Annotated in this window: 21 protein-coding genes; 13 read left to right on the forward strand and 8 right to left on the reverse strand. The window is 60.4% G+C overall.

Going from position 1 to position 21,820, the window contains the following annotated elements; genetic code table 11:
- Window positions 1–20 precede the first annotated feature (20 nt).
- Window positions 21–1,310 (forward strand): NHL repeat-containing protein, encoded by a 1,290-nt coding sequence (locus AC1UK9_RS15010; protein ID WP_025109543.1) that lies wholly within the window; start codon window positions 21–23, stop codon window positions 1,308–1,310.
- Window positions 1,311–1,377: 67 nt separating this feature from the next.
- Window positions 1,378–2,880, forward strand: a complete 1,503-nt coding sequence (gene nhaB, locus AC1UK9_RS15015) for a sodium/proton antiporter NhaB (RefSeq protein ID WP_482577836.1) — start codon at window positions 1,378–1,380, stop codon at window positions 2,878–2,880.
- Between the two features lie 1,653 nt (window positions 2,881–4,533).
- Here nhaB and AC1UK9_RS15020 read toward each other — a convergent pair.
- Genes AC1UK9_RS15020 through gnd form a run of 3 tightly spaced genes read right to left on the reverse strand, consistent with a single transcriptional unit; the run spans window position 4,534 to window position 7,840 of the window.
- On the reverse strand, window positions 4,534–5,343 hold the full coding sequence (locus AC1UK9_RS15020; protein ID WP_482577837.1) for an HAD family hydrolase: 810 nt from the start codon (window positions 5,341–5,343) through the stop codon (window positions 4,534–4,536).
- Entirely contained in the window at window positions 5,340–6,863 is a 1,524-nt protein-coding gene (zwf, locus tag AC1UK9_RS15025; RefSeq protein WP_473015871.1) for a glucose-6-phosphate dehydrogenase, read from the reverse strand. The genes AC1UK9_RS15020 and zwf overlap by 4 nt, the downstream gene beginning before the upstream one ends.
- Complete coding sequence (gnd, locus tag AC1UK9_RS15030; RefSeq protein ID WP_025112437.1) at window positions 6,860–7,840, reverse strand: phosphogluconate dehydrogenase (NAD(+)-dependent, decarboxylating); 981 nt, start codon at window positions 7,838–7,840, stop codon at window positions 6,860–6,862. The genes zwf and gnd overlap by 4 nt, the downstream gene beginning before the upstream one ends.
- A gap of 273 nt (window positions 7,841–8,113) precedes the next feature.
- On the opposite strand from gnd, the gene AC1UK9_RS15035 reads away from it, so the two are divergent.
- Window positions 8,114–8,296: a DUF6026 family protein gene (locus AC1UK9_RS15035; protein WP_003225385.1), complete on the forward strand. Its 183-nt coding sequence runs from the start codon at window positions 8,114–8,116 to the stop codon at window positions 8,294–8,296.
- Window positions 8,297–8,495: 199 nt separating this feature from the next.
- The gene (locus AC1UK9_RS15040) at window positions 8,496–10,244 is read left to right on the forward strand and encodes a phosphoethanolamine transferase CptA (RefSeq protein WP_025112438.1); all 1,749 of its coding nucleotides are present in this window, start codon (window positions 8,496–8,498) and stop codon (window positions 10,242–10,244) included.
- Window positions 10,245–10,585: 341 nt separating this feature from the next.
- Here the strand turns inward: AC1UK9_RS15040 and galU are convergent, their stop codons facing one another.
- A complete protein-coding gene (gene galU / locus AC1UK9_RS15045) occupies window positions 10,586–11,425 on the reverse strand; it encodes a UTP--glucose-1-phosphate uridylyltransferase GalU (RefSeq protein WP_007912230.1) in 840 nt (279 codons plus the stop codon).
- A 258-nt stretch (window positions 11,426–11,683) separates the two neighbouring features.
- Between galU and AC1UK9_RS15050 the strand changes: the two genes are divergently transcribed.
- Together AC1UK9_RS15050 and AC1UK9_RS15055 are read left to right on the forward strand one after the other, a co-directional pair.
- Window positions 11,684–11,869, forward strand: a complete 186-nt coding sequence (locus tag AC1UK9_RS15050; protein ID WP_122611379.1) for a hypothetical protein — start codon at window positions 11,684–11,686, stop codon at window positions 11,867–11,869.
- A 154-nt stretch (window positions 11,870–12,023) separates the two neighbouring features.
- A complete protein-coding gene (locus tag AC1UK9_RS15055; RefSeq protein ID WP_081794906.1) occupies window positions 12,024–12,311 on the forward strand; it encodes a hypothetical protein in 288 nt (95 codons plus the stop codon).
- A gap of 3 nt (window positions 12,312–12,314) precedes the next feature.
- Here the strand turns inward: AC1UK9_RS15055 and AC1UK9_RS15060 are convergent, their stop codons facing one another.
- Both AC1UK9_RS15060 and AC1UK9_RS15065 read right to left on the reverse strand, forming a co-directional pair.
- The gene (locus AC1UK9_RS15060) at window positions 12,315–12,545 is read right to left on the reverse strand and encodes a hypothetical protein (RefSeq protein WP_003225391.1); all 231 of its coding nucleotides are present in this window, start codon (window positions 12,543–12,545) and stop codon (window positions 12,315–12,317) included.
- 72 nt (window positions 12,546–12,617) lie between these two features.
- Window positions 12,618–12,974, reverse strand: coding sequence for a hypothetical protein (locus AC1UK9_RS15065; protein WP_025112440.1), 357 nt, complete (start codon window positions 12,972–12,974; stop codon window positions 12,618–12,620).
- Between the two features lie 212 nt (window positions 12,975–13,186).
- Here AC1UK9_RS15065 and AC1UK9_RS15070 point away from each other — a divergent pair, with 212 nt between their 5' ends.
- The 5 genes from AC1UK9_RS15070 to ada all read left to right on the forward strand — a co-directional run bounded on the left by AC1UK9_RS15070 (window position 13,187) and on the right by ada (window position 16,319).
- The gene (locus AC1UK9_RS15070; protein ID WP_025112441.1) at window positions 13,187–13,489 is read left to right on the forward strand and encodes a DUF1883 domain-containing protein; all 303 of its coding nucleotides are present in this window, start codon (window positions 13,187–13,189) and stop codon (window positions 13,487–13,489) included.
- A gap of 29 nt (window positions 13,490–13,518) precedes the next feature.
- Window positions 13,519–13,689, forward strand: coding sequence for a hypothetical protein (locus AC1UK9_RS15075; RefSeq protein WP_177327363.1), 171 nt, complete (start codon window positions 13,519–13,521; stop codon window positions 13,687–13,689).
- A 93-nt stretch (window positions 13,690–13,782) separates the two neighbouring features.
- Window positions 13,783–14,493, forward strand: coding sequence for a 2OG-Fe(II) oxygenase (locus AC1UK9_RS15080; RefSeq protein ID WP_025112442.1), 711 nt, complete (start codon window positions 13,783–13,785; stop codon window positions 14,491–14,493).
- A gap of 5 nt (window positions 14,494–14,498) precedes the next feature.
- A complete protein-coding gene (alkB, locus tag AC1UK9_RS15085; RefSeq protein ID WP_473016000.1) occupies window positions 14,499–15,164 on the forward strand; it encodes a DNA oxidative demethylase AlkB in 666 nt (221 codons plus the stop codon).
- 87 nt (window positions 15,165–15,251) lie between these two features.
- Window positions 15,252–16,319 (forward strand): bifunctional DNA-binding transcriptional regulator/O6-methylguanine-DNA methyltransferase Ada, encoded by a 1,068-nt coding sequence (ada, locus tag AC1UK9_RS15090; protein ID WP_482577841.1) that lies wholly within the window; start codon window positions 15,252–15,254, stop codon window positions 16,317–16,319.
- Here ada and AC1UK9_RS15095 read toward each other — a convergent pair.
- Together AC1UK9_RS15095 and acuI are read right to left on the reverse strand one after the other, a co-directional pair.
- Window positions 16,316–16,774 (reverse strand): GyrI-like domain-containing protein, encoded by a 459-nt coding sequence (locus tag AC1UK9_RS15095; protein ID WP_025112445.1) that lies wholly within the window; start codon window positions 16,772–16,774, stop codon window positions 16,316–16,318. The two genes, ada and AC1UK9_RS15095, sit on opposite strands and share 4 nt — an antisense overlap.
- Window positions 16,775–16,836: 62 nt before the next feature.
- On the reverse strand, window positions 16,837–17,820 hold the full coding sequence (gene acuI / locus AC1UK9_RS15100) for an acrylyl-CoA reductase (NADPH) (protein WP_482577842.1): 984 nt from the start codon (window positions 17,818–17,820) through the stop codon (window positions 16,837–16,839).
- A 189-nt stretch (window positions 17,821–18,009) separates the two neighbouring features.
- Between acuI and AC1UK9_RS15105 the strand changes: the two genes are divergently transcribed.
- Both AC1UK9_RS15105 and AC1UK9_RS15110 read left to right on the forward strand, forming a co-directional pair.
- Complete coding sequence (locus tag AC1UK9_RS15105) at window positions 18,010–20,472, forward strand: autotransporter (protein WP_482577844.1); 2,463 nt, start codon at window positions 18,010–18,012, stop codon at window positions 20,470–20,472.
- A gap of 114 nt (window positions 20,473–20,586) precedes the next feature.
- Window positions 20,587–21,651, forward strand: a complete 1,065-nt coding sequence (locus AC1UK9_RS15110; RefSeq protein WP_473015877.1) for an NAD(P)H-dependent flavin oxidoreductase — start codon at window positions 20,587–20,589, stop codon at window positions 21,649–21,651.
- Window positions 21,652–21,820: the final 169 nt, after the last annotated feature.

A 21,820-nucleotide genomic window follows, 5' to 3' on the forward strand; every position in this document is an offset into this window, starting at 1 on the left:
ACTCGCAAGGAGAGGCATGCATGACCACCGAGAACGCCTTTGCGCTCCCGACACCACTGAATGACGCCGGGCAACTCGACAGACATTTTGCCCACTCCGGCATTGCTCAAGTGTATTTCGCTGACAGCGTATCCAGCATGACCCAGGGTTTGGCCGTGGACCCGCAAGGTCGGGTGCTGGTGGCCGCCAAGGTCGGCACTGCCGATGGCAGCCGTTTCGGGCTCGCGCGGATGCTTGCCGACGGTTCTGCCGACCTGGGCTTCGGTGTTCAAGGCAGCGTGATCGGCGAATTCGCTCCCGGTTTCGAAGCCATGGGCGCAAAAGTGCAGGTACTGGCGGACGGGCGAATCCTGCTGGCCGGCTTGCACTATGAAAATGCTCATCGCACCTTGCCCGCGCTCGCCCTGTTCAACACTGACGGTTCACCTGACACTTCGTTTGGCGACAACGGCCGACAAGTCGTGCGCCTGCCGGGCGATTTGTCCATCGGTTCGCGCGATATCTGGCTACCGCCCGGTATATCCGGTGCAGAAGCCTGCGACATTGCCGTTCAGGACGATGGGCACATTCTGCTGATCGCCAATCACCACTTCGAACTGGCCGACCATGCCGGCATGCTGATCCGCCTTACGCCCAACGGCGCGCTCGACGCAAGCTTCAATGGTCGCGGCTTTGTGATGATTCGCCATCTGTTGCTCAACACCTGGCTCAGCAGCCTTCTGCTGCAGAAGGATGGGCGCGTCGTTGTCGCTGGCTCCATTGATTTCCCTCAGGAGGGCCTGGTTGCGCGCTATCTGCCTGACGGGCGCCTGGACGAGCGCTTCGCGGTAGACGGTTTCCTCGCCTTCAAGGCTCACGGGCAAAGCGCGATGGTCAGCCAGATCATCGAATCAATGGAGCATCTGCACTGCTTTGGCAGCAGTCGCGATCCGATCCGCTGCCTAGCGTTGAGCCTGCACCCCAACGGACGTCCGGAACTGCGCAACAACGCAGGCCACCCGCATCTGCTGGAAATCGGCCCCAGTGGCTGCCAGTGGAGCGCTGCCCAGTGCATGGCCGACGGACGAATTATCGCGGTGGGCGCGACGATTGGCGGTATCGAGGCGGATTTCATCGTGGCGCGCTATTTGCCCGACGGGCAACTCGACGCACAGTTCGGCAACGGCCACGGTTGGCTGCGCACGCGCCTGGGACGCAGCCTGGATACCGCCAACTCATTGGCGTTGCAGGCGGACGGACACATTCTGGTCGGCGGCTATTCACTGGACGGCAACTACCGGGCCATGGTCGCGCGTTATCTGAATCAGTAATACCCAAGACTTGAACTTGCCTGGCACTTGCGGCAACTTGCGCGCTTCTTAATACAAGGAGCAACCGATGTCCGGTTCACTGGCCCAGGCGTTCGCGCACAATTTCCTCGGGCACTCGCCCCGCTGGTACAAGGCGAGCATCGTCGGGTTCCTGATCCTCAATGCCGTGGTGCTGTTCACGGTTGGCCCGGTCGCCGCCGGCTGGCTGCTGGTGATCGAATTCATTTTCACCTTGGCGATGGCCCTCAAGTGCTATCCGCTGATGCCCGGTGGCTTGTTGCTGATTGAAGCCCTGCTGCTGAAGATGACCACCCCGCAAGCCCTCTACGATGAGCTGGTGCACAACTTCCCGGTGATCCTGCTGCTGATGTTCATGGTCGCGGGCATCTACTTCATGAAGGACCTGCTGCTGTTTCTGTTCTCACGGCTCCTGCTGGGCGTGCGCTCCAAGGCGATTCTGGCGCTGATGTTCTGCTTTCTGTCGGCATTTCTGTCGGCGTTTCTCGATGCCTTGACCGTGACGGCGGTGATCATCAGCGCGGCCGTCGGCTTCTATTCGGTCTACCACCGGGTGGCCTCGGGCAACGATCCGCGTCAGGACAGCGAGTTCAGCGACGACCAGCACCTGCCGGCCCTGCACCATGATGATCTGGAACAGTTTCGTGCTTTCCTGCGCAGCTTGCTGATGCACGGCGCGGTCGGCACCGCACTCGGCGGGGTTTGCACACTGGTGGGCGAGCCACAGAACCTGTTGATCGGCCATGAAATGGGCTGGCACTTCGGCGAGTTCTTCCAGAAAGTCGCGCCGGTCTCGCTGCCGGTGCTGGTAGCGGGTCTGGTGACCTGCGTGTTGCTGGAAAAACTGCGCTGGTTTGGCTACGGCACTCTGCTGCCGGACAACGTGCGCGCCGTGCTGGCCAACTACGCCGCTGAAGACAATGCCGAACGCACACCGCGTCAACGTGCCGCCCTGCTGGTGCAAGGTGCTGCGGCGTTGATTCTGATTGGCTGTCTGGCGTTTCACGTTGCTGAAGTGGGCTTGATCGGCCTGATGGTGATCGTGTTGATCACCGCCTTTACCGGCATTACCGACGAACACCGCCTGGGCAATGCGTTTCGCGACGCCATGCCGTTCACCGCGTTGCTGGTGGTGTTTTTTGCCGTGGTCGCGGTGATTCACGATCAACAACTGTTTGCCCCGCTGATCCAGTGGGTGCTCGCGCTGCCAGCGGATCAACAACCGGGCATGTTGTTCATTGCCAACGGCCTGCTCTCGGCAATCAGCGACAACGTGTTCGTCGCCACGATCTACATCACCGAAGTGAAACAGGCCTTCCTCTCCGGACACATGAGCCGCGAGCATTTCGAAACCCTGGCGATCGCGATCAACACCGGCACCAACCTGCCAAGCGTGGCGACCCCGAATGGACAGGCGGCGTTCCTGTTCCTGCTGACCTCGGCGATTGCGCCGCTGGTGCGCCTGTCATACGGCCGGATGGTGTGGATGGCGTTGCCATACACCGTGGTGATGGGGCTGCTGGGCTGGTACGCGGTGAGCTACTGGCTCTGACAACACCCGCTTAAAACTGTGGAAGCGAGCCTGCTCGCGAAGAGGTCGTGTCAGGCACTTCATGTGTTGCCTGGCACACCGCCTTCGCGAGCAGGCTCACTCCTACATTGGTATGCGCTGAGCCAATAGCCCTGGCAACCCGAGATTAAAACTGTGGGAGCGAGCCTGCTCGCGAAGAGGTCGTGTCAGGCACTTCATGTGTTGCCTGGCACACCGCCTTCGCGAGCAGGCTCATTCCCACTTGGGTATGCGCTGAGCCAATAGCCCTGGCAACCCAAGATTAAAACTGCGGGAGCGAGCCTGCTCGCGAAGAGGTCGTGTCAGGCACTTCATGTGTTGACGGGTACACCGCCTTCGCGAGCAGGCTCACTCCTACATTGGTATGCAGTGAGCCAATAGCCCTGACACCCCAAGATTAAAACTGTGGGAGCGGGCTTGCTCGCGAAGAGGTCGTGTCAGGCACTTCATGTGGTGACTGACACACCGCCTTCGCGAGCAAGCCCGCTCCCACTTTGGTATGCGTTGAGCCAATAGCCCTGACACCCCAAGATTAAAACTGTGGGAGCGAGCCTGCTCGCGAAGAGGTCGTGTCAGGCACCGCACGTGTTGACTGGCGCACCGCCTTCGCGAGCAGGCTCACTCCTACATTGGTATGCGCTGAGCCAATAGCCCTGACACCCCAAGATTAAAACTGTGGGAGCGGGCTTGCTCGCGAAGAGGTCGTGCCAGGCACCGCACGTGTTGACTGGCACACCGCCTTCGCGAGCAGGCTCACTCCTACATTGGTATGCGCTGAGCCAATAGCCCTGGCAACCCGAGATTAAAACTGTGGGAGCGAGCCTGCTCGCGAAGAGGTCGTGTCAGGCACTTCATGTGTTGACTGACACACCGCATTCGCGAGCAGGCTCACTCCTACATTGGTATGCGCTGAGCCAATAGCCCTGGCAACCCGAGATTAAAACTGTGGGAGCGGGCTTGCTCGCGAAGAGGTCGTGTCAGGCACCGCACGTGTTGACTGGCACACCGCATTCGCGAGCAGGCTCACTCCTACATTGGTATGCGCTGAGCCAATAGCCCTGGCAACCCGAGATTAAAACTGTGGGAGCGAGCCTGCTCGCGAAGAGGTCGTGTCAGGCACTTCATGTGTTGACGGGTACACCGCCTTCGCGAGCAGGCTCACTCCCACTTGGGTATGCGTTGAGCCAATAGCCCTGGCAACCCAAGATTAAAACTGTGGGAGCGAGCCTGCTCGCGAAGAGGTCGTGTCAGGCACTTCATGTGGTGACTGGCACACCGCCTTCGCGAGCAGGCTCACTCCTACATTGGTATGCGGTGAGCCAATAGCCCTGACACCCCAAGATTAAAACTGTGGGAGCGAGCCTGCTCGCGAAGAGGTCGTGTCAGGCACTTCATGTGTTGACGGGTACACCGCCTTCGCGAGCAGGCTCACTCCCACTTGGGTATGCGCTGAGCCAATAGCCCTGGCAACCCAAGATTAAAACTGCGGGAGCGAGCCTGCTCGCGAAGAGGTCGTGTCAGGCACTTCATGTGGTGACTGGCACACCGCCTTCGCGAGCAGGCTCACTCCTACATTGGTATGCGCTGAGCCAATAGATCTTCAACACCCACTCATTCTTTTTGTTCCTGGGTGATTCAGCGCGGCAGGATGTACTTCTCGATGGCCTGCGCTACGCCATCTTCGGTGTTCGGGCCGGTGATTACATCGGCCTGACGCTTCACCGCCTCTTCGGCCTGCCCCATGGCAATCGATAACCCCGCGCAGTGGAACATCGCCGGGTCGTTGCCGCCATCGCCAATCACCGCCGTCTGCTCCAGCGGGACGCCAAGGTGCGCGGCAATGGTCGCCAGCGCGCTACCCTTGTTGGCTTCCAGCGCCGTCACGTCCAGGTACACCGGTTGCGAGCGCGAGACCTGGGCCATGCCGTCGACCTTGGACAACAGGCGCGCTTCAAGCTCGATCAGCAAATCCGTGTTGTTGCTGGTGGCGACGATCTTGTCGATCCGCTCCAGGTACGGCTCGAAACTCTCGACCACCACCGGCGGATAACCGAGGCCATGCTGTTCGCGTGGCACCATCGGCCCGTGCGGATCCTTGAGCAACCAGTCACCACCGCTGAACACCCAGATTTCGACATCCGGTTGATCAGCGAAGGTCGCCAATGCAATTAACGCTGTCGTAGCGGGCAGGTAATGCGCGACCAGCAAGCTGCCATCCGGGTTGACAATGGTGCCGCCATTGAACGCCGCCGTCGGCAGATCAACACCCAGGGCTTCGATCTGCTGCAGCATGGCTTTGGGTGGGCGGCCGGTCGCCAGGCTGAACAACACGCCAGCCTCGCGCAATGAACGAACGGCGTCGATGGTGCGCTGACTCAGGCTGTGATCAGGCAGCAACAGCGTGCCGTCCATATCGCTGAGTAAAAAACGGATCGCGTCACTCATCCCAGGCCATGCCAGACGCGACCATCGCGACTCAGTAGATCGTTGGCAGCTTGCGGGCCGTCTTCGCCGGCAGCGTAAGTCTGTACGCTCGCGTCCTGCTGCCAGGCGTCGAGGAACGGTTGCACTGCGCGCCAGCCGTTCTCGATGTTGTCGGCGCGCTGGAACAGCGTCTGGTCACCGGTCAGGCAGTCGTAGATCAGGGTTTCGTAGCCGGTGGACGGCTGCATCTCGAAAAAGTCTTTGTACGCGAAACCCAGCTCGATGTTGGCCATGTTCAGCGCCGGCCCCGGCCGTTTGGCCAGCAGGTCGAACCACATGCCTTCGTTGGGCTGGATCTGGATGCGCAGATAGGTCGGCTGCAATTCATCGACCTCGGTGTCACGGAACTGCGCGTATGGCGCCGGCTTGAAGCAGATGACAATTTCGGTGTCGCGCACGCTCATGCGCTTGCCGGTGCGCAGGTAGAACGGCACGCCGACCCAGCGCCAATTGTCGATCATGACTTTCAGGGCGACGTAGGTTTCGGTGTTGCTGTCGGGCGACACGTTGGCCTCCTGGCGATAACCCGCCAGCGGCTTGCCATCGATCTCGCCGGCGCTGTACTGGCCACGCACCGAGTTGGCCCGCGCCTCTTCAACGGTCCATGGGCGAATCGCGCCGACCACCTTGGCCTTCTCGCCACGCACCGCATCGGCGCCGAACGCGGCCGGCGGCTCCATGGCAACCATCGCCAGCAACTGGAACAGGTGATTGGGCACCATGTCGCGCAGTGCACCGGTGTGCTCGTAAAAACTGCCACGGGTTTCGACGCCGACGGTTTCGGCGGCGGTGATCTGCACGTGGTCGATGTAGTGGTTGTTCCAGAACGCTTCGAACAGGCTGTTGGAGAACCGGCTGACCAGAATGTTCTGCACGGTTTCCTTGCCCAGATAGTGATCGATCCGGTAGATCTGCTTTTCCGACATCACCTTGAGCAGGCAGGCGTTCAACGCCTCGGCGGTCTGCAGATCGGAGCCGAACGGTTTTTCGATGACCACCCTTCTGAACGCTTCGGGCGTTTCTTCCAGCAGTTTGGCGGCGCCCAGACGGCGCACCACTTCACTGAAGAAACGCGGCGCGGTGGCCAGGTAGAACACTGCATTGCCAGTGCCGCTGTCGGCGATTTTCGCCGCCAGCGCAGAATAAGTGCTGTCGTCCAGGAAGTCGCCCTGAACGTAGCTGATACCTTTGGCGAGCTTGGCCCACAAGGCCGGATCAAGCATCTGATCGCCCTTGCCGACCTTCGCCGCCACTTCGGTACGGATGAAGTCTTCGAGTTTTTGCGCGAAGGCTTCATCGGTAATGGCGTTGTGATCAACGCCGACGATCCGCAGATTGTCGTCAAGCAAGCCGTCGCGACTGAGGTTGTACAGCGCCGGCATCAGCAAGCGCTTGACCAGGTCGCCGTGGGCACCGAACAAAAACAGCGTGGTCGGTGGTGCGGGTTCTGCCTTGGATTTTCTGCGGATCGTATGGGTCATTTCTTCGGTGTCTCCACGTGGCCGCCGAAGCCGAAGCGCTGGGCCGAAAGAATCTTGTCGCCAAAGGTGCCCTGGCCGCGGGAGCGGTAGCGCGAGAACAGCGAGTTCGACAACACCGGTACCGGCACCGCTTGCTCCATGGCCGCTTCGATGGTCCATTGACCTTCGCCGCTGTCAGCCACCGAACCAGAGAAACCGTCGAGCTTCGGATCGCTCGCCAGCGCATCGGCGGTCAGATCGAGCAGCCAGGACGACACCACGCTGCCACGACGCCACACTTCAGCGATGTCGGCAACGTTCAGGTCGAAACGCTGATCTTCCGGCAGGCGCTCGCTGGACTTGGTCTTGAGGATGTCAAAGCCTTCGGCGAATGCGGCCATCATGCCGTACTCGATACCGTTGTGAATCATCTTCACGAAGTGCCCGGCACCGGCAGGACCGGCGTGGATGTAGCCGTGCTCGGCACGGTGGTCCTCGGACTTGCGATCCTTGGTGCGCGGAATCTCGCCCATGCCCGGCGCCAGTGCGGCGAACAGCGGATCCAGACGCGAAACGGTCTCGGCGTCACCGCCGATCATCATGCAGTAACCGCGTTCCAGGCCCCAGACGCCGCCGGAGGTGCCGACGTCGATGTAGTGCAGGCCCTTTTCAGACAGGGCCTTGGCCCGGCGGATATCATCTTTGTAGTTGGTGTTGCCGCCGTCGATGATAGTGTCGCCGGCTTCGAGCAAATTGCTCAGGGTGTTGATGGTGTCTTCGGTCGGCGCGCCGGCCGGCAGCATGACCCACACTGCGCGTGGCTTGGCCAGGCCTGCGACCAGCGCCGGCAGGTCGGCGACGCCCGTGGCGCCCTCGGCGGCCAGGGTGTCGACAAAGGCGGTATTGCGGTCGTAAACAACGGTGGTGTGCCCGTTGAGCATCAGGCGCCGCGCAATATTGCCGCCCATGCGGCCCAGTCCAATAATCCCGAGTTGCATGTGCTGATGCTCCTTACTACAAATAAATGTGTGACATTGGTTATAGCCCAACGCGACTAATGGAGGTTAGTCCAGAGCGTCCGGCGGAAGTTTCCGGGCATTGTGCCCGATCCAGACTGATAACGCCCCGAATCATGCCGAAGACACACCGACCATGAAAAATAAAAAAGTTCCATTCATGAGCGAAAGAAATCAAAATTGGCGCCGATAGCAGATCAGTACCCCGAAACCGGGACGATTTGCAGTTGAGACACGCCATTTGCGAGGTGAGCAATGGGCACAGTACACACAGCAATGCCGCCACAAACCCTGTACGTCACGATCCGTCGCGATGAATTGCGTCAGTTGAAAGACGAGCGCGACCAATTGAAACAGGAGCTGGCGCAGCTGCGCTCGCTGACCCAGGGCGCTCAGCCCAAACCTTTGCCGGTTGTCCAGCGCAACCCGCACGCCTGACCTGCCCCGCCAGCTTCGGGAACGGCGCCTGTCGTTCCCGACATGATCCTCTTCTGCCCCTGATCAGCAACTAACGAAGTTTTCACATTCCGTTCGTGATACTCCGGCGCATTCTGGCCGTGCGTTTGCGCGCGGCCTCCGTTCGTCGGTTTCATGAAGCGTTCCGGCGGTGGTTAGTGACGATGAGCTGGAGTGCTGAATGGCATTGTTCAAACGCAGCAAAACGACTGCGACAGGTTTCGACTGGGCCGGGGTTCTTTGGCTTTTCGCGTTTTTCTGGTATTTCTCGGGTATCACCCAACTGTTGATCCAGCTGACCGGCACTTCCGGCTTCAGCGGATTCCGTCAGGCCTTTGTGATGAGCGCGGTCTGGCTCGCACCGATGCTGCTCTTCCCCAAGCGCACCAAGCTGCTGGCCGCATTGATCGGCATCGTCTTGTGGGCCTGCTCGATGGCCAGCCTGGGCTACTTCTTCATCTATCAGCAGGAATTCTCGCAAAGCGTCATCTTCATCATGTTCGAGTCGAACATTTCTGAAGCCGGCGAATACATGACCCAGTACTTTGCCTGGTGGATGATTCCGGCGTTCCTCGCGCATACCGCTTTCGCCTACTTCCTGTGGACTCGCCTGCGTCCGGTGTACATGCCCCGTGGGCGCGCTTTCGTCGCCGCCATGGCGATCCTGATTGCCGTGGTCGGCTACCCGCTGATCAAGCAGACCCAGCGCACCGGCAGTTTCGCCGGGGGCTTCGAGAAGTTCGAAGACCGCATCGAGCCTGCCGTGCCTTGGCAAATGGCCGTGGCTTACCACCGTTACCTCGATACTCTGGCCGGCATGCAAGACATGCTGCACAGCACGAGCAAGGTTCCGCCACTGCATAACCTCAAGGCAGCAGACGCCGATAAACCTTCGACCCTGGTGCTGGTGATCGGCGAATCGACCAACCGTCAGCGCATGAGCCTGTACGGCTATGGACGCAAGACCACACCGGAACTGGACAAGCTCAAGGATCAGCTCGCGGTGTTCGACAACGTCATCACCCCGCGTCCTTACACCATTGAAGCGCTGCAGCAGGTCCTGACCTTCGCCGACGAAGAGCATCCGGATCTGTACCTGTCCACGCCGTCGCTGGTCAGCATGATGAAACAGGCCGGCTACAAGACGTTCTGGATCACCAACCAGCAGACCATGACCAAGCGCAACACCATGCTCACGACGTTCTCAGAACAGGCCGACGAGCAGGTGTACCTGAACAACAACCGCAACCAGAACGCCGCTCAGTACGACGGCGACGTGATCGAGCCATTCAACAAGGCGTTGACCGACCCGGCGCAGCGCAAGTTGATCGTCGTGCACCTGCTCGGCACTCACATGAGCTACCAGTACCGCTATCCGCCGAGCTTCGACCAGTTCCAGGACCGTACCGGTGTGCCAGCCGGCGTGCGTGACGATCAGGTGCCGACCTACAACAGCTACGACAACGCCGTGCTGTACAACGACTTCGTGGTGTCCAGCCTGATCAAGGACTACGCCAAGTCCGACCCGAACGGTTTCCTGCTGTACCTCTCCGACCACGGTGAAGACGTGTTCGATTCGGCCGGCCACAGCACCCTGGGCCGCAACGAGAACAAACCGACGGCGCCGATGTACACCATTCCGTTCATGGCCTGGGCTTCGCCGAAATGGCGCGAGAACCATAACTGGAACTTCGCCGCCGACCTGGGGCGGCCGTACAGCAGCTCGCACCTGATCCACACCTGGGCGGACATGGCCGGTTTGAGTTTCGATGAGCTGGACCGCAGCAAGAGCCTGGTCAGTGACAGCTTCAAACCGCGTCCACTGATGATCGGCAACCCGTACGAGCGTGAGCAGCGGGCCCTGATTGATTTCAGCCTGATGAAGCCGAAGAAAGTCGAGCCGACCGCCGCAAATGTCGTTCAGCAGTAACCGTGTAAAAGACGCCGGTTTCGAGAGATCACAATCGGCGTAACGCATAAAGAAAAAGCTCCGTATCGCAAGATACGGAGCTTTTTTCGTTCTGGTCGACTGTAGCGCCCGCGCATACAAGCCCCTGTCGTGACGCCTGAGAGAAAATGGGCGCAACTGCACCCTCTCAGCCCCTCCCACCTCGAACTGGCAGCCTGCGCGCTCAGAGGGCGCCAGTTAACGTCCTTGATGCACTCGGTGCTTTTTCACCGCACAAAAACAAACGCCCCGAACAAGTCGGGGCGTTTGCGTGTGCTTGCGCCAGAGTGTTCTCACACTCTGGCGCTGCAGATCCGGCGTTATCAGTAAGCTTTGCCGGTCTTGTAGAAGTTCTCGAAGCAGAAGTTGGTTGCTTCGATGTAGCCTTCCGCACCACCGCAGTCGAAACGCTTGCCTTTGAACTTGTAGGCCATGACGCAGCCGTTCTGGGCTTGTTTCATCAGGGCGTCAGTGATCTGAATTTCACCGCCCTTGCCTGGCTCGGTTTGTTCGATCAGGTCGAAGATGTCCGGAGTCAGGATGTAGCGGCCGATGATGGCCAGGTTCGACGGTGCATCTTCAGGCTTTGGCTTCTCGACCATGCTGTGTACGCGGTAGATGTCGTCGCGGATCATCTCGCCGGCGATCACGCCGTACTTGCTGGTCTCCTGCGGATCGACTTCCTGGATGGCGATGATCGAGCAGCGGAACTGCTTGTACAGCTTGACCATCTGGGTCAGTACGCCGTCGCCTTCGAGGTTGACGCACAGGTCGTCCGCCAATACCACGGCGAACGGTTCGTCACCGATCAGCGGGCGACCGGTCAGGATCGCGTGGCCCAGGCCTTTCATTTCGGTCTGACGGGTGTAGGAGAACGAGCACTCATCCAGCAATTTGCGGATGCCGACCAGGTATTTCTCCTTGTCGGTACCTTTGATCTGGTTTTCCAGCTCATAGCTGATGTCGAAGTGGTCTTCCAGAGCACGCTTGCCACGACCGGTCACGATGGAGATTTCTGTCAGGCCAGCGTCCAGAGCTTCTTCAACGCCGTACTGGATCAGTGGCTTGTTTACCACCGGCAGCATTTCTTTGGGCATGGCTTTAGTCGCTGGCAGGAAGCGAGTACCGTAACCGGCTGCTGGGAACAAGCATTTCTTGATCATATAAGTCCTTGAAAGGGCTGTGTGTACGAGTTTCGGCGCAGTCTAATCAGGCGGCGTGCACCTTACAATGCCCCGCACTGGCTAACCGATGCCAACATAGAGAAATATTCTCGCCGATAGTTCCGTTGGCGCCTTTTGGCGGCGAAAACAGAGTAGCTCAAAGACGCAGCTGCGCTGCACCACCATACGCCGATCGCCCCCCAATGTGAGCATTTGTCGGTATCATGGCGCCTTTGAACCAGCGAACGAGACAGATAGATGGCCGCGGTAAAAATCATCAACGGGTATGTGATCGACAAGAAAGACGGCAAGTGGACGCTGACCACGACCAATGGCGAACACATCGCCGGGCCGTTCGACAGTGAGCAGATGGCGACTGATGTAGCGTCGGTGTTCACAGACACCCCGGCATCGTCCAAGCGTCGTAGCAAAGATCAAGACTGATCGGCTGCGACACATGATGCCGAGCCCTGCCCTTGCGCAGGGCTTTTTTGTGGCCACCGGAAAGATCAATGAAACAAGTGGCCTATCGCTATAACCTTTTCACTGCGGCGCTGTCAGAGCGTTTAGCCCCTCCCTCGCTGAAGACGACACTCCTATGAACATGAACAGATTGCTGCCGCTGCTCGCGGTATTGGCCCTCGGTGGCTGTGCCACTTCGCAAACCACTTACCTGAACAACGGCGAACAGGGCTTGACCATCGACTGCTCCGGCGAGGCCAACTCCTGGGCCACCTGCTACGAAAAGGCTGATGCCTCCTGCGCCGGCACCGGGTATCGCATCGTTGGTACCGATGGCACGCCGGCGCCGAAGGAAAGCGACAAGACCCTGGGGGTCGATGTCGGCAACTACAAGAACCGCAGTGTGGTGGTGGTCTGCAAATAGACCCTACATGTGAATCTCGGCGAATTTGATTCCGAGCCCGCGTACGATCTCGATCAAGTCATCGAGCCGGGCAAAGGATTCGACTTCGTCGTTATCGTCCACCAGAAAATAGCTGCGCCCGGCGCTCTTCTTGAAAAATACGATCCACTCGCCCGGATTGGCCGGGTTCTGAATGACATGCGTGGCAGAAATCAGGCCTTCTGCGTGGCGCTCCCGTACTTGCTCTCGCTTCATTCGCGACTCCAGAAATGAAAATGCCGTCACAGCATGGCTGTGACGGCATTGGTGCTGATGACTATCAGTCTATCAGCCGGAAATACAGGCATTGGCAGCGTTTTGCACGTCACGCGGACGAACCGGCACATTGGACATGCGCTCGTGCAGCTTGATGCTGCTGCCGCCGGAGCGATCGTCGATATCAAACACGGCAGCCGCACCGGTCGAAAACTTCCCGGGAACAATCACTCGAACGCCATCCTTGTGCGGTTCCATCTGTAACGCGCCACGGCTGCTGGCAAGCTTTTGCGCCAGGCACTGAGCATACTCATGGGGTTTCTTGCCGGAAATCACGCTCATGGTCGGCAACGTCTCATTGATTTCGGAAACGCTCGCGCAACCACCCACGGCCAACATCAACGGCAGACACACCACACCCCACTTCATACAAACACCTCCCATAAAGACCGTCGGACAGCAGTAATGCCATTTTTCTCCGAGGCTCACTCCATTAAACCCGCATCGAATCGCGAATAACTGTTTTTAATTGTCAAAGCGGCGCTCGACGGCGGGATAATAACCCGTTCGGGCTGATAAACTGCGCCAATCGCACATGCTATCGTTTTGATTTAGTAGAAAAAGCCCTTTTGGAGGCGCCCATGAAATTCATTCACCAGCGCGAGCACCTCAACGAAGACGACATCGTCGTCATCCAATGCTCGCAAACCTGCAACATCCGTTTGATGAACGACGCCAACTTCCGCGCGTTCAAGAACGGCGGACGCCACACCTACCACGGCGGCGCTTTCGACACGTTTCCTGCGCGCATCACCGCGCCGAGCACCGGTTTCTGGAACATCACCATCGACACCGTCAACCGTCGCGCCATCAGCGTCACGCGCAAACCGACCCTGACCCACTCGATCAAAATCATCCGCCGCTCCAGCACCAAACTCAGCTGAGTCGCCCCCAACGCAAGGTAAGCACGACCGTGGCCCAAACGACCAAATACGTCATCAAATACAAGCTCAACGGTGAGCGCCGCTTCGAGTTCGCGCAACTGGAGCACGGCACTGTGGAAGAGGCCAAGGCGGCGCTGGACGCGATCCACGGCACCACTGAAGATGTGATCAGCGATATCGCCGTCAGCAAAGCCCTGTAACGCAACACATCGGATTTGACCGCAAGCGGCGGAGTGTTCTGCCGCCGGGACCTGCCCAGACTGAGCGCCCAGACCACGCGTTCAGGAGTCAGCATGTCAATGTCCCCCTCACGGCTGGATGCGCTCGATTGGGCAGCCCTGGAACAGCAACTGGATGAGCAAGGCTACGCCATCATCCGTGCGCTGCTTTCGGCCCACACCTGCGAGCGCCTGAGTGTCCTGTATCCGCAGACCGAACCGTTTCGCTCGCAGGTCGTCATGGCCCGTCACGGTTTCGGTCGCGGGCAATACAAATATTTTCGCTATCCCCTGCCGACCACGGTCGAGCGCCTGCGCAACGCGCTTTATCCGCGCCTGGTGCCGCTGGCCAACCGCTGGAACGAACGCATGGGTTTGCCCGCACGTTTCCCTGTCGCCCATGCCGAATTTCTTCAGCGCTGCCACGCCGCCGGTCAGTTGCGGCCAACGCCGCTGTTGCTGCAGTACGGCCCGCAGGACTACAACTGCCTGCATCAGGACCTCTACGGGGAGCTGGTTTTCCCACTGCAAGTTGCGATTCTTCTGTCAGCACCGGGGCAAGACTTTACCGGCGGCGAGTTCGTCATGACCGAGCAGCGGCCGCGCATGCAATCGCGCCCGCATGTGGTGGATCTGCAACAAGGTGATGCGGTGATCTTTGCGGTCAACCAGCGTCCGGTCAGAGGCACACGCGGCGACTATAAGGTGACCCTGCGGCATGGCGTCAGTCGCCTGCACAGTGGAAATCGGCATACCCTAGGCATCATTTTCCACGACGCAACATGAGCAGCATGCAACCGACCACCTTCGACCTGTTCGCCGACCACGAACCTGCGCAACAACCGCGTGCCGAGCAAATCGGTGAACAGTCATGGGTGTTGCGCGGCTTCGCGCTGCCAATTGTCGATCAGGTGTTGTCGGCGCTGGATGCCCTGCTCGCTGCCGCGCCGTTGCGCCACATGGTCACACCGGGAGGTTTCAGCATGTCGGTGGGCACCAGCAGTTGCGGGGCGCTGGGCTGGATCACCGATCGCAGCGGCTATCGTTACAGCGCCGTCGACCCGCTGAGCGGCAGGCCATGGCCGGCGATGCCACTGGTGCTGTTCGAACTGGCGCAAACAGCCGCGCAACGCGCAGGATTTGCCGACTTTCACGCGGATTCCTGCCTGATCAACCAATATATCCCCGGCGCCAAGATGTCTTTGCACCAGGACAAAGACGAACATGCCTACGCGGCGCCAATCGTTTCGTTGTCACTGGGCTTGCCGGCAATGTTCCTGTTCGGTGGTTTTGCCCGGAGCGACAAGAGCCAGCGCATTCCCCTGCTGCACGGCGACATGGTGGTCTGGGGCGGCGTCGATCGCCTGCGTTTTCACGGCGTGCTGCCGATCAAGCCAGGGCGGCATCCACGCTTGGGCGAACGCCGGATCAACCTGACTTTTCGCGTTGCCGGATGAGCCTGAAAAATTTGACCGCAAGGCGCGGAGTGTTACTGACATCGCCGCTGATTAACCTGAATCAAACAGGTCAACGGACTACTCGCCATGAAAAAGCTTTCGCCCATCATCAACGTTGAAACCGATCCACGCTGGGCCGCCGTCGTTGCGCGGGACCCGCGGGCCGACGGGCAGTTTGTCTATGCAGTGAAAACCACCGGGGTCTATTGCCGCCCGAGCAGTCTTTCGCGCTTGCCCAAGCCACAGAACGTCGAGTTCTTCGACAGCGCCGAAGCCGCCGAGGCGGCGGGTTATCGTCCGAGCAAACGCACCAGCAAGGATCAGACTGACGTCGCCACCCAACACGCCGCGACCGTGGCGCTGGCCTGCCGGCAGATCGAAACCTGCGAAACGACGCCCGCGCTCAACGAACTCGCCGAGGCGGCCGGACTCAGCCCGTTTCATTTTCACCGTGTGTTCAAGGCTGCAACCGGCCTCACGCCCAAGGGTTACGCGGCGGCGCATCGCTCACGCCGGGTGCGTGAACGACTGGCGGACGGTGGTTCGGTGACCGATGCGCTGTACGACGCAGGCTTCAACTCCAACAGCCGCTTCTACGAATCGGCCGACAAGGTGCTGGGCATGAAGCCTGGCGACTATCGCGCGGCCGGGCGCAACAACGACATTCACTTTGCCGTCGGCCAATGCTCACTCGGGGCGATTCTGGTGGCACAGAGTGAGCGCGGAGTGTGCGCGATTCTGTTAGGAGATGATCCGCATCAACTGGTGTGTGATCTGCAGGATCAGTTCCGTCAGGCCAACCTGATTGGCGCCGATGCCGGCTTCGAGCAGTTGATTGCCCAAGTGGTCGGCTTCATCGAGGCGCCAGCGCTGGGCCTCGATTTGCCTCTGGACGTGCGCGGCACGGCTTTTCAGGAGCGAGTGTGGCAGGCGCTGCGGGAAATCCCGGCTGGGCGCACCGCCAGTTACGCCGAGATCGCCCAGCGCATTGGTGCTCCGACCTCCATGCGCGCCGTCGCCCAGGCTTGCGGTGCCAATCGCCTGGCCGTGGCGATCCCCTGCCATCGCGTGGTGCGCAGCGATGGCAATCTCTCAGGGTATCGCTGGGGCGTGGAGCGCAAGCGCCAACTGCTGGAGCGCGAAACGCTGCCTTAATGGATGCCGATGTAGACCGCCACTGACTCGGGGCCGGTATAGGCCTCGAAGTCGGTGGCGTAACGGCGCTGAATCTGCGGATTGTCTGCAAAGAACGTCCAGATCCGCCCCCAGGTCGCAATGACCGCGTCAGGCAGGGTGCCCTGTGCTTCAAACACCAGATACTCACCCGCTTCAATCTGCACCGCTTCGTAGTCCTTGGTGCGCGCACTCACGGCGACGCCAGCGGTGACATCGAACGCACCCGAGGCATCGGACTCGTAAGCCGAGTACACACCATAAATTGGCGAGTTGGCGGTCTTGGCAGGAATGCTCTCGGCCAGTTCTTCGCTGAAAAACTGCCCCCACATCGGACCGATTTTTGCGGTCGCGGGCTGGTGCTCTGCGGCGTTGGTGGTACGTACGCGCAGGCCGGCAACGGTAAAGGCGTCGATTTGCTGTCGTTTCAAGTCCATCGAAATTGCGGCTCCCTGTTATAGAAGTGCGGCCACAGAGGGCCGCAATGAGGCTTACTTTGTCAGCGATTGACGTCGACCACAACCCTGCCGCGCAACTGCCCGGCGAGCAGTTTTGGTGCCGCATCAATGGCTTCGCTCAGCGCGATTTCGTGGCTGATCAATGGCAACAGGGTGCAGTCCAGATCGCTGGCCAGACGTTCCCAGGCTTCGATCCGGCGTGCCTTGGGTTGGGTCACGCTATTGATCCCGGCCAGAGTTACCCCGCGCAAAATGAACGGCGCCACCGACGCCGGGAAATCCATGCCCTGAGCCAGACCGCAGGCCGCCACCGTTCCTTCGGCACGGGTGCTGGCACAGGCGTTGGCCAACGTATGGCTGCCGACCGAATCGATCACCGCTGCCCAGCGCTCCTTGGCCAGTGGTTTACCCGGCTGCGACAGGGTCGCGCGATCTATGATTTCGCTGGCGCCCAGTTGCTTCAGATATTCATGCTCGGACACCCGGCCGGTTGACGCCACTACCCGATAACCCAGTTTGCCGAGCAAGGCGATAGCGAAGCTGCCCACCCCGCCATTCGCGCCAGTCACCAACACCTCGCCCTGAGTCGCGGTCACGCCGTTACGTTCCAGCGCCAGAATGCACAGCATCGCCGTGTAGCCGGCGGTGCCGATGGCCATCGCTTGCGCGGCGCTGAACGCTTTGGGCAAAGGAATCAGCCAGTCGCCATTGAGTCGCGCCTTTTGCGCCAGCCCGCCCCAATGATTCTCGCCCACGCCCCAGCCATTGAGCAGCACTGAGTCACCGGCCTTGTAGTCGGGGTGCGAACTGACCTCGACCGTTCCTGCCAGATCGATACCCGGAACCATCGGGAACTTGCGCACCACCGGACTGCTGCCGGTAATCGCCAGACCGTCCTTGAAATTCAGCGTGCTGTACGCAACCTTCACCGTCACGTCACCATCAGGCAGCTGCGCCTCGCTGATCTGCTGCAGACTGGCGTGGTAACCGTTGTCGTCTTTGTCGATCAAAATGCCGTTGAACATGGCTGCCTCGCAATCAATGGATTCAAATCCTCGCGCCTTGAAATAACACAAAGCAACACATTGCCCCACCCGACTTTGCGCCAATTCGCAAATCTGCAAAGTAATTCCAGAGCGGGCGGCTATGCTTTTTCGACGGTCATGCTTTCGCTGCCCTCCCTCCCGAAAGTGAACCTGTCGATGGAGCTGACAATGTCTTACCCGCGTTCATTGCTTGCGATGTTATTGCTGTGCCTGCTGACCGTTGGCACCACTTGGGCAGCCCCGGCCACTGCCACCACACCTGCCGCAGCCGATGCCGCGCCCAGCGCGCCGACATGGCCGCAAGTGATCACCAGCGGCAAGGCCAAACTGACCGTGTACCAGCCGCAACTCGACAGTTGGGACGGCTACACCCTAAATGCCCGGGCGGCGGTCGAAGCCACCGGCGCCGATGGCAAACCCACCTACGGAATTGTCCAGTTCAGCGCACACACCCTGGTCGACAAGGCCACACGCTGGGTCGCGCTGGATCAATACAGGATCATCAAGGCCGACTTCCCCGTTGATGCCAGCCAGACCGATGTGTGGCTCGCAGCGCTGCAAAAGGATGCCGAAAGCCGCAAGAAAACCATTTCCCTCGATCAACTCGAAGCCGCCGTCGGCGTGCTGTCGGCCGAGCAGAAAGCCGACAGCGCACCGCTGGAAAACACCCCGCCGGCGATCATCAGCGCCGACGTCCCCGCCCTGCTCGTCTACATCGATGGTGACGCAGCCTACCGCGCCGTCGATGGCACCGCGTTGCAACGGGTGATCAACACCCGCCCGCTGCTGCTCAAGGACGCTGAGGGCAAGCACTACCTGCACGTGTTTGATGGCTGGATGGTCGCCGACAGTCTCAGCGGCGAGTACACGCGCCTGACCACACCCCCGGCCGATCTGGAGAAAGCCAGGCAGGCGGCGATTCAGAGCCGTCAGGTCGATCTGCTGACTGGCCAGAGTGATCCGAAAGACAAGGCCCCCAGCCTGGCCAAGGCGCCACAGCCGAGAATCTTCATCGCCACCACCCCCACCGAACTGATCGTCACCGACGGGCCGCCACAGTGGTCGCCGATTCAAGGCACCAGCCTGTTGTACGTAAGCAATACCACCGGCCACATTTTCAAGGAAATCGGCGATCAGAACAGTTACGTGCTGATCTCCGGCCGCTGGTTCCGTGCCGCCGACATGAGCGGTCCCTGGACGTTTACCCCGGCGGACAAACTGCCGGCAGACTTTGCCAACATTCCCGACGACAGCCCAAAAGAAAACGTCAAGGCCTCCGTCGCCGGCACGCCACAGGCCAAGGAAGCCGCGATCGCCGCGACCATTCCGCAAACCTCGGCGATCAAGAAAAGCGCAGTGAAAATGACCGCGCCGCAGTTCGACGGCGAGCCGCAACTCAAGGCGATCAACAACACATCGCTGCAGTACGTGGTCAACAGCGCCACACCGATCATTCGCGTCGACAATGACAACTGGTATGCGGTGGAAAACGGTATCTGGTTCACCGCGACATCAGTGAACGGGCCGTGGGTCGTCGCCAGTTCGGTACCGGCGGTGATCTACTCGATTCCGCCAAGCTCACCGATGCATTACCTCACTTACGTCAAGGTCTATGAGTCCAGCGGCGATACCGTGGTCGTCGGCTACACCCCGGGTTATCAGGGTTCGAACCTGGACCCGACCACGGGTGTGGTGGTCTACGGCACCGGTTATCCGTACACGCCATGGGTCGGCAACGTCTGGTACGGGCCACCGGTGACGTACGGTTTCGGCGTCGCGATTCGCTACACGCCGTGGACCGGCTGGACCTTCGGTTTCGGCTTCGGCTGGAGCTGGGGCGGCAACACCGTGGCGATGGGCTGGGGCTGGGGCGCTTACCCGTGGTGGGGCAATTATGGCTGGGGTTACGCCTGGGGGCCGCACTTGTACCCGGCGCCGCTGGCCTGGGGCGGCGCCGCTTACGGTTATCGAGGTGGTGCCGTGGCCTGGGGCCCTGGCGGCTGGGCCGGCACCACCGGCAATATCTATCGTCAATGGGGTGACCGCGCGACCGTGAGTCGCTATGGCGCTGGCTACAACGCCTGGACCGGCAATCGCTGGGCGGGTCAGGTCGGCTCGTCCTATAACTCGCGCACCGGCATTGCCGCGGCGGGTCAGCGCGGGGCCGTACACAATGTCTACAACGGCAACTACGCGGCCGGACGCAGCGGCGAAGTGGTCGGGCCGAACGGTGGCGCCATTGCCGGCGGCCGGGTGACGGCGGGCAACGCACGCAATGGCACTCAGGTCACCGCCAATCGTGGCGCGGTCTACAACCCCAACACCGACAAGACCACGCAATATGGCGGCGTGAAGGGACGCAACGGCGGTGCGGCACGGGTCGGCGACAACGTGTATGCCGGGCACGACGGCAATGTCTACAAGAAGACCGACAGCGGTTGGCAATCAATGGTCAAGGGCAGTCCGACACGCACGGCACCGGTCAACAACAATGCCCAGTTGCAGAACCTCAATCGCGAATCGGCGGCGCGCAACTTCGGCAACCAGCGCACCAATAACTTTCACAACTCTTCGCAAAACATGAATCGCTCCTTTGGAGGCGGCGGTGGTGGCGGACTTCATCGACGCTGACAGGGGACGATTGCCCCTGCCCTGAAAATCCGGGCTGGCCCTGAGGCCGGTTTTGCTGTTAAAAAACCGGCTCTGCCGTCCCTGCCCCGTTTCATCGTTCGGAGAACTGCTTCCATGAGTCAATGGCCTGACACCCGCTTGCTTGACCTTCTCGGCATCGAACTGCCGATCATCCAGGCTCCCATGGCCGGCGCCACGACTCCGGCCATGGTGATCGCTGTGTGCAACGCGGGCGGGTTGGGTTCGATGCCTGCCGCCATGCTGAGCATCGAGCAACTGCGCGAAGATCTGCAGACCATTCGCGAGCACACCCGCAATCCGTTCAACGTCAATTTTTTCTGTCATCAGCCACCGACCGCCGATGAACAACGGGCACGCGACTGGAAAAATCTGCTGGAGCCTTATTACCGCGAGCTGGGCGTCGATTTCGATGCGCCGACACCGGTTTCCAATCGGGCGCCATTCGATGCGGCGGCGTGCGCCGTGCTGGAAGAGTTTCGCCCGCCGGTGGTGAGTTTTCACTTTGGCCTGCCGGAGAAATCCCTGCTGGATCGGGTCAAGGCCACTGGCGCGAAAATCCTCTCTTCCGCGACCACCGTCGATGAAGCGTTATGGCTTGAACAACACGGCTGCGATGCGATCATCGCGATGGGTTACGAGGCGGGTGGACACCGCGGGATGTTTCTCAGTGATGACTTGAGCAGCCAGGTCGGCACCTTTGCCCTGGTGCCGCAGATTGCTGACGCGGTCAAGGTCCCGGTCATTGCTGCCGGCGGCATCGCCGACGGCCGAGGTGTGGCGGCGGCATTGATGCTGGGCGCATCGGCAGTCCAGGTCGGCACCGCCTACCTGTTCACGCCGGAAGCCAAGGTCAGTGCGTCCCACCACCAGGCGCTGCGCAGCGCCAAGGAAAGCGAAACCGCCCTGACCAACCTGTTCACCGGGCGCCCGGCTCGGGGGATTTTCAATCGGGTGATGCGCGAGATCGGCCCGATGTCGCCCAAGGCGCCGGCGTTCCCGCTGGCCGGCGGAGCATTGATGCCGTTGCGCGCCAAAAACGAAGCGCAATTCAGTAATCTCTGGGCCGGTCAGGCCTTTCCATTGGGCGAGGAGCGGAGCAGCGCCGAACTGACCCGGCAACTGGCTGAAGGCGCCCTGGCAAAACTGGCGCGCCGATGATCCGGCACGGGGTGAGGAACGGCACAGCCTCACCCCGTGTTTATAAGCACTTCCTGTTTAGCGGCATTTCGCTATATATTTCGCTATATAGCGTTTCACCCCCTCGCATCGGTGCAGTCCACCCCCAACAATAACTGCCCTCTGCACTCGCCAATAACGGAGCTGTTAC

This window comes from Pseudomonas sp. AK-TSAG1-1 (assembly GCF_056821665.1).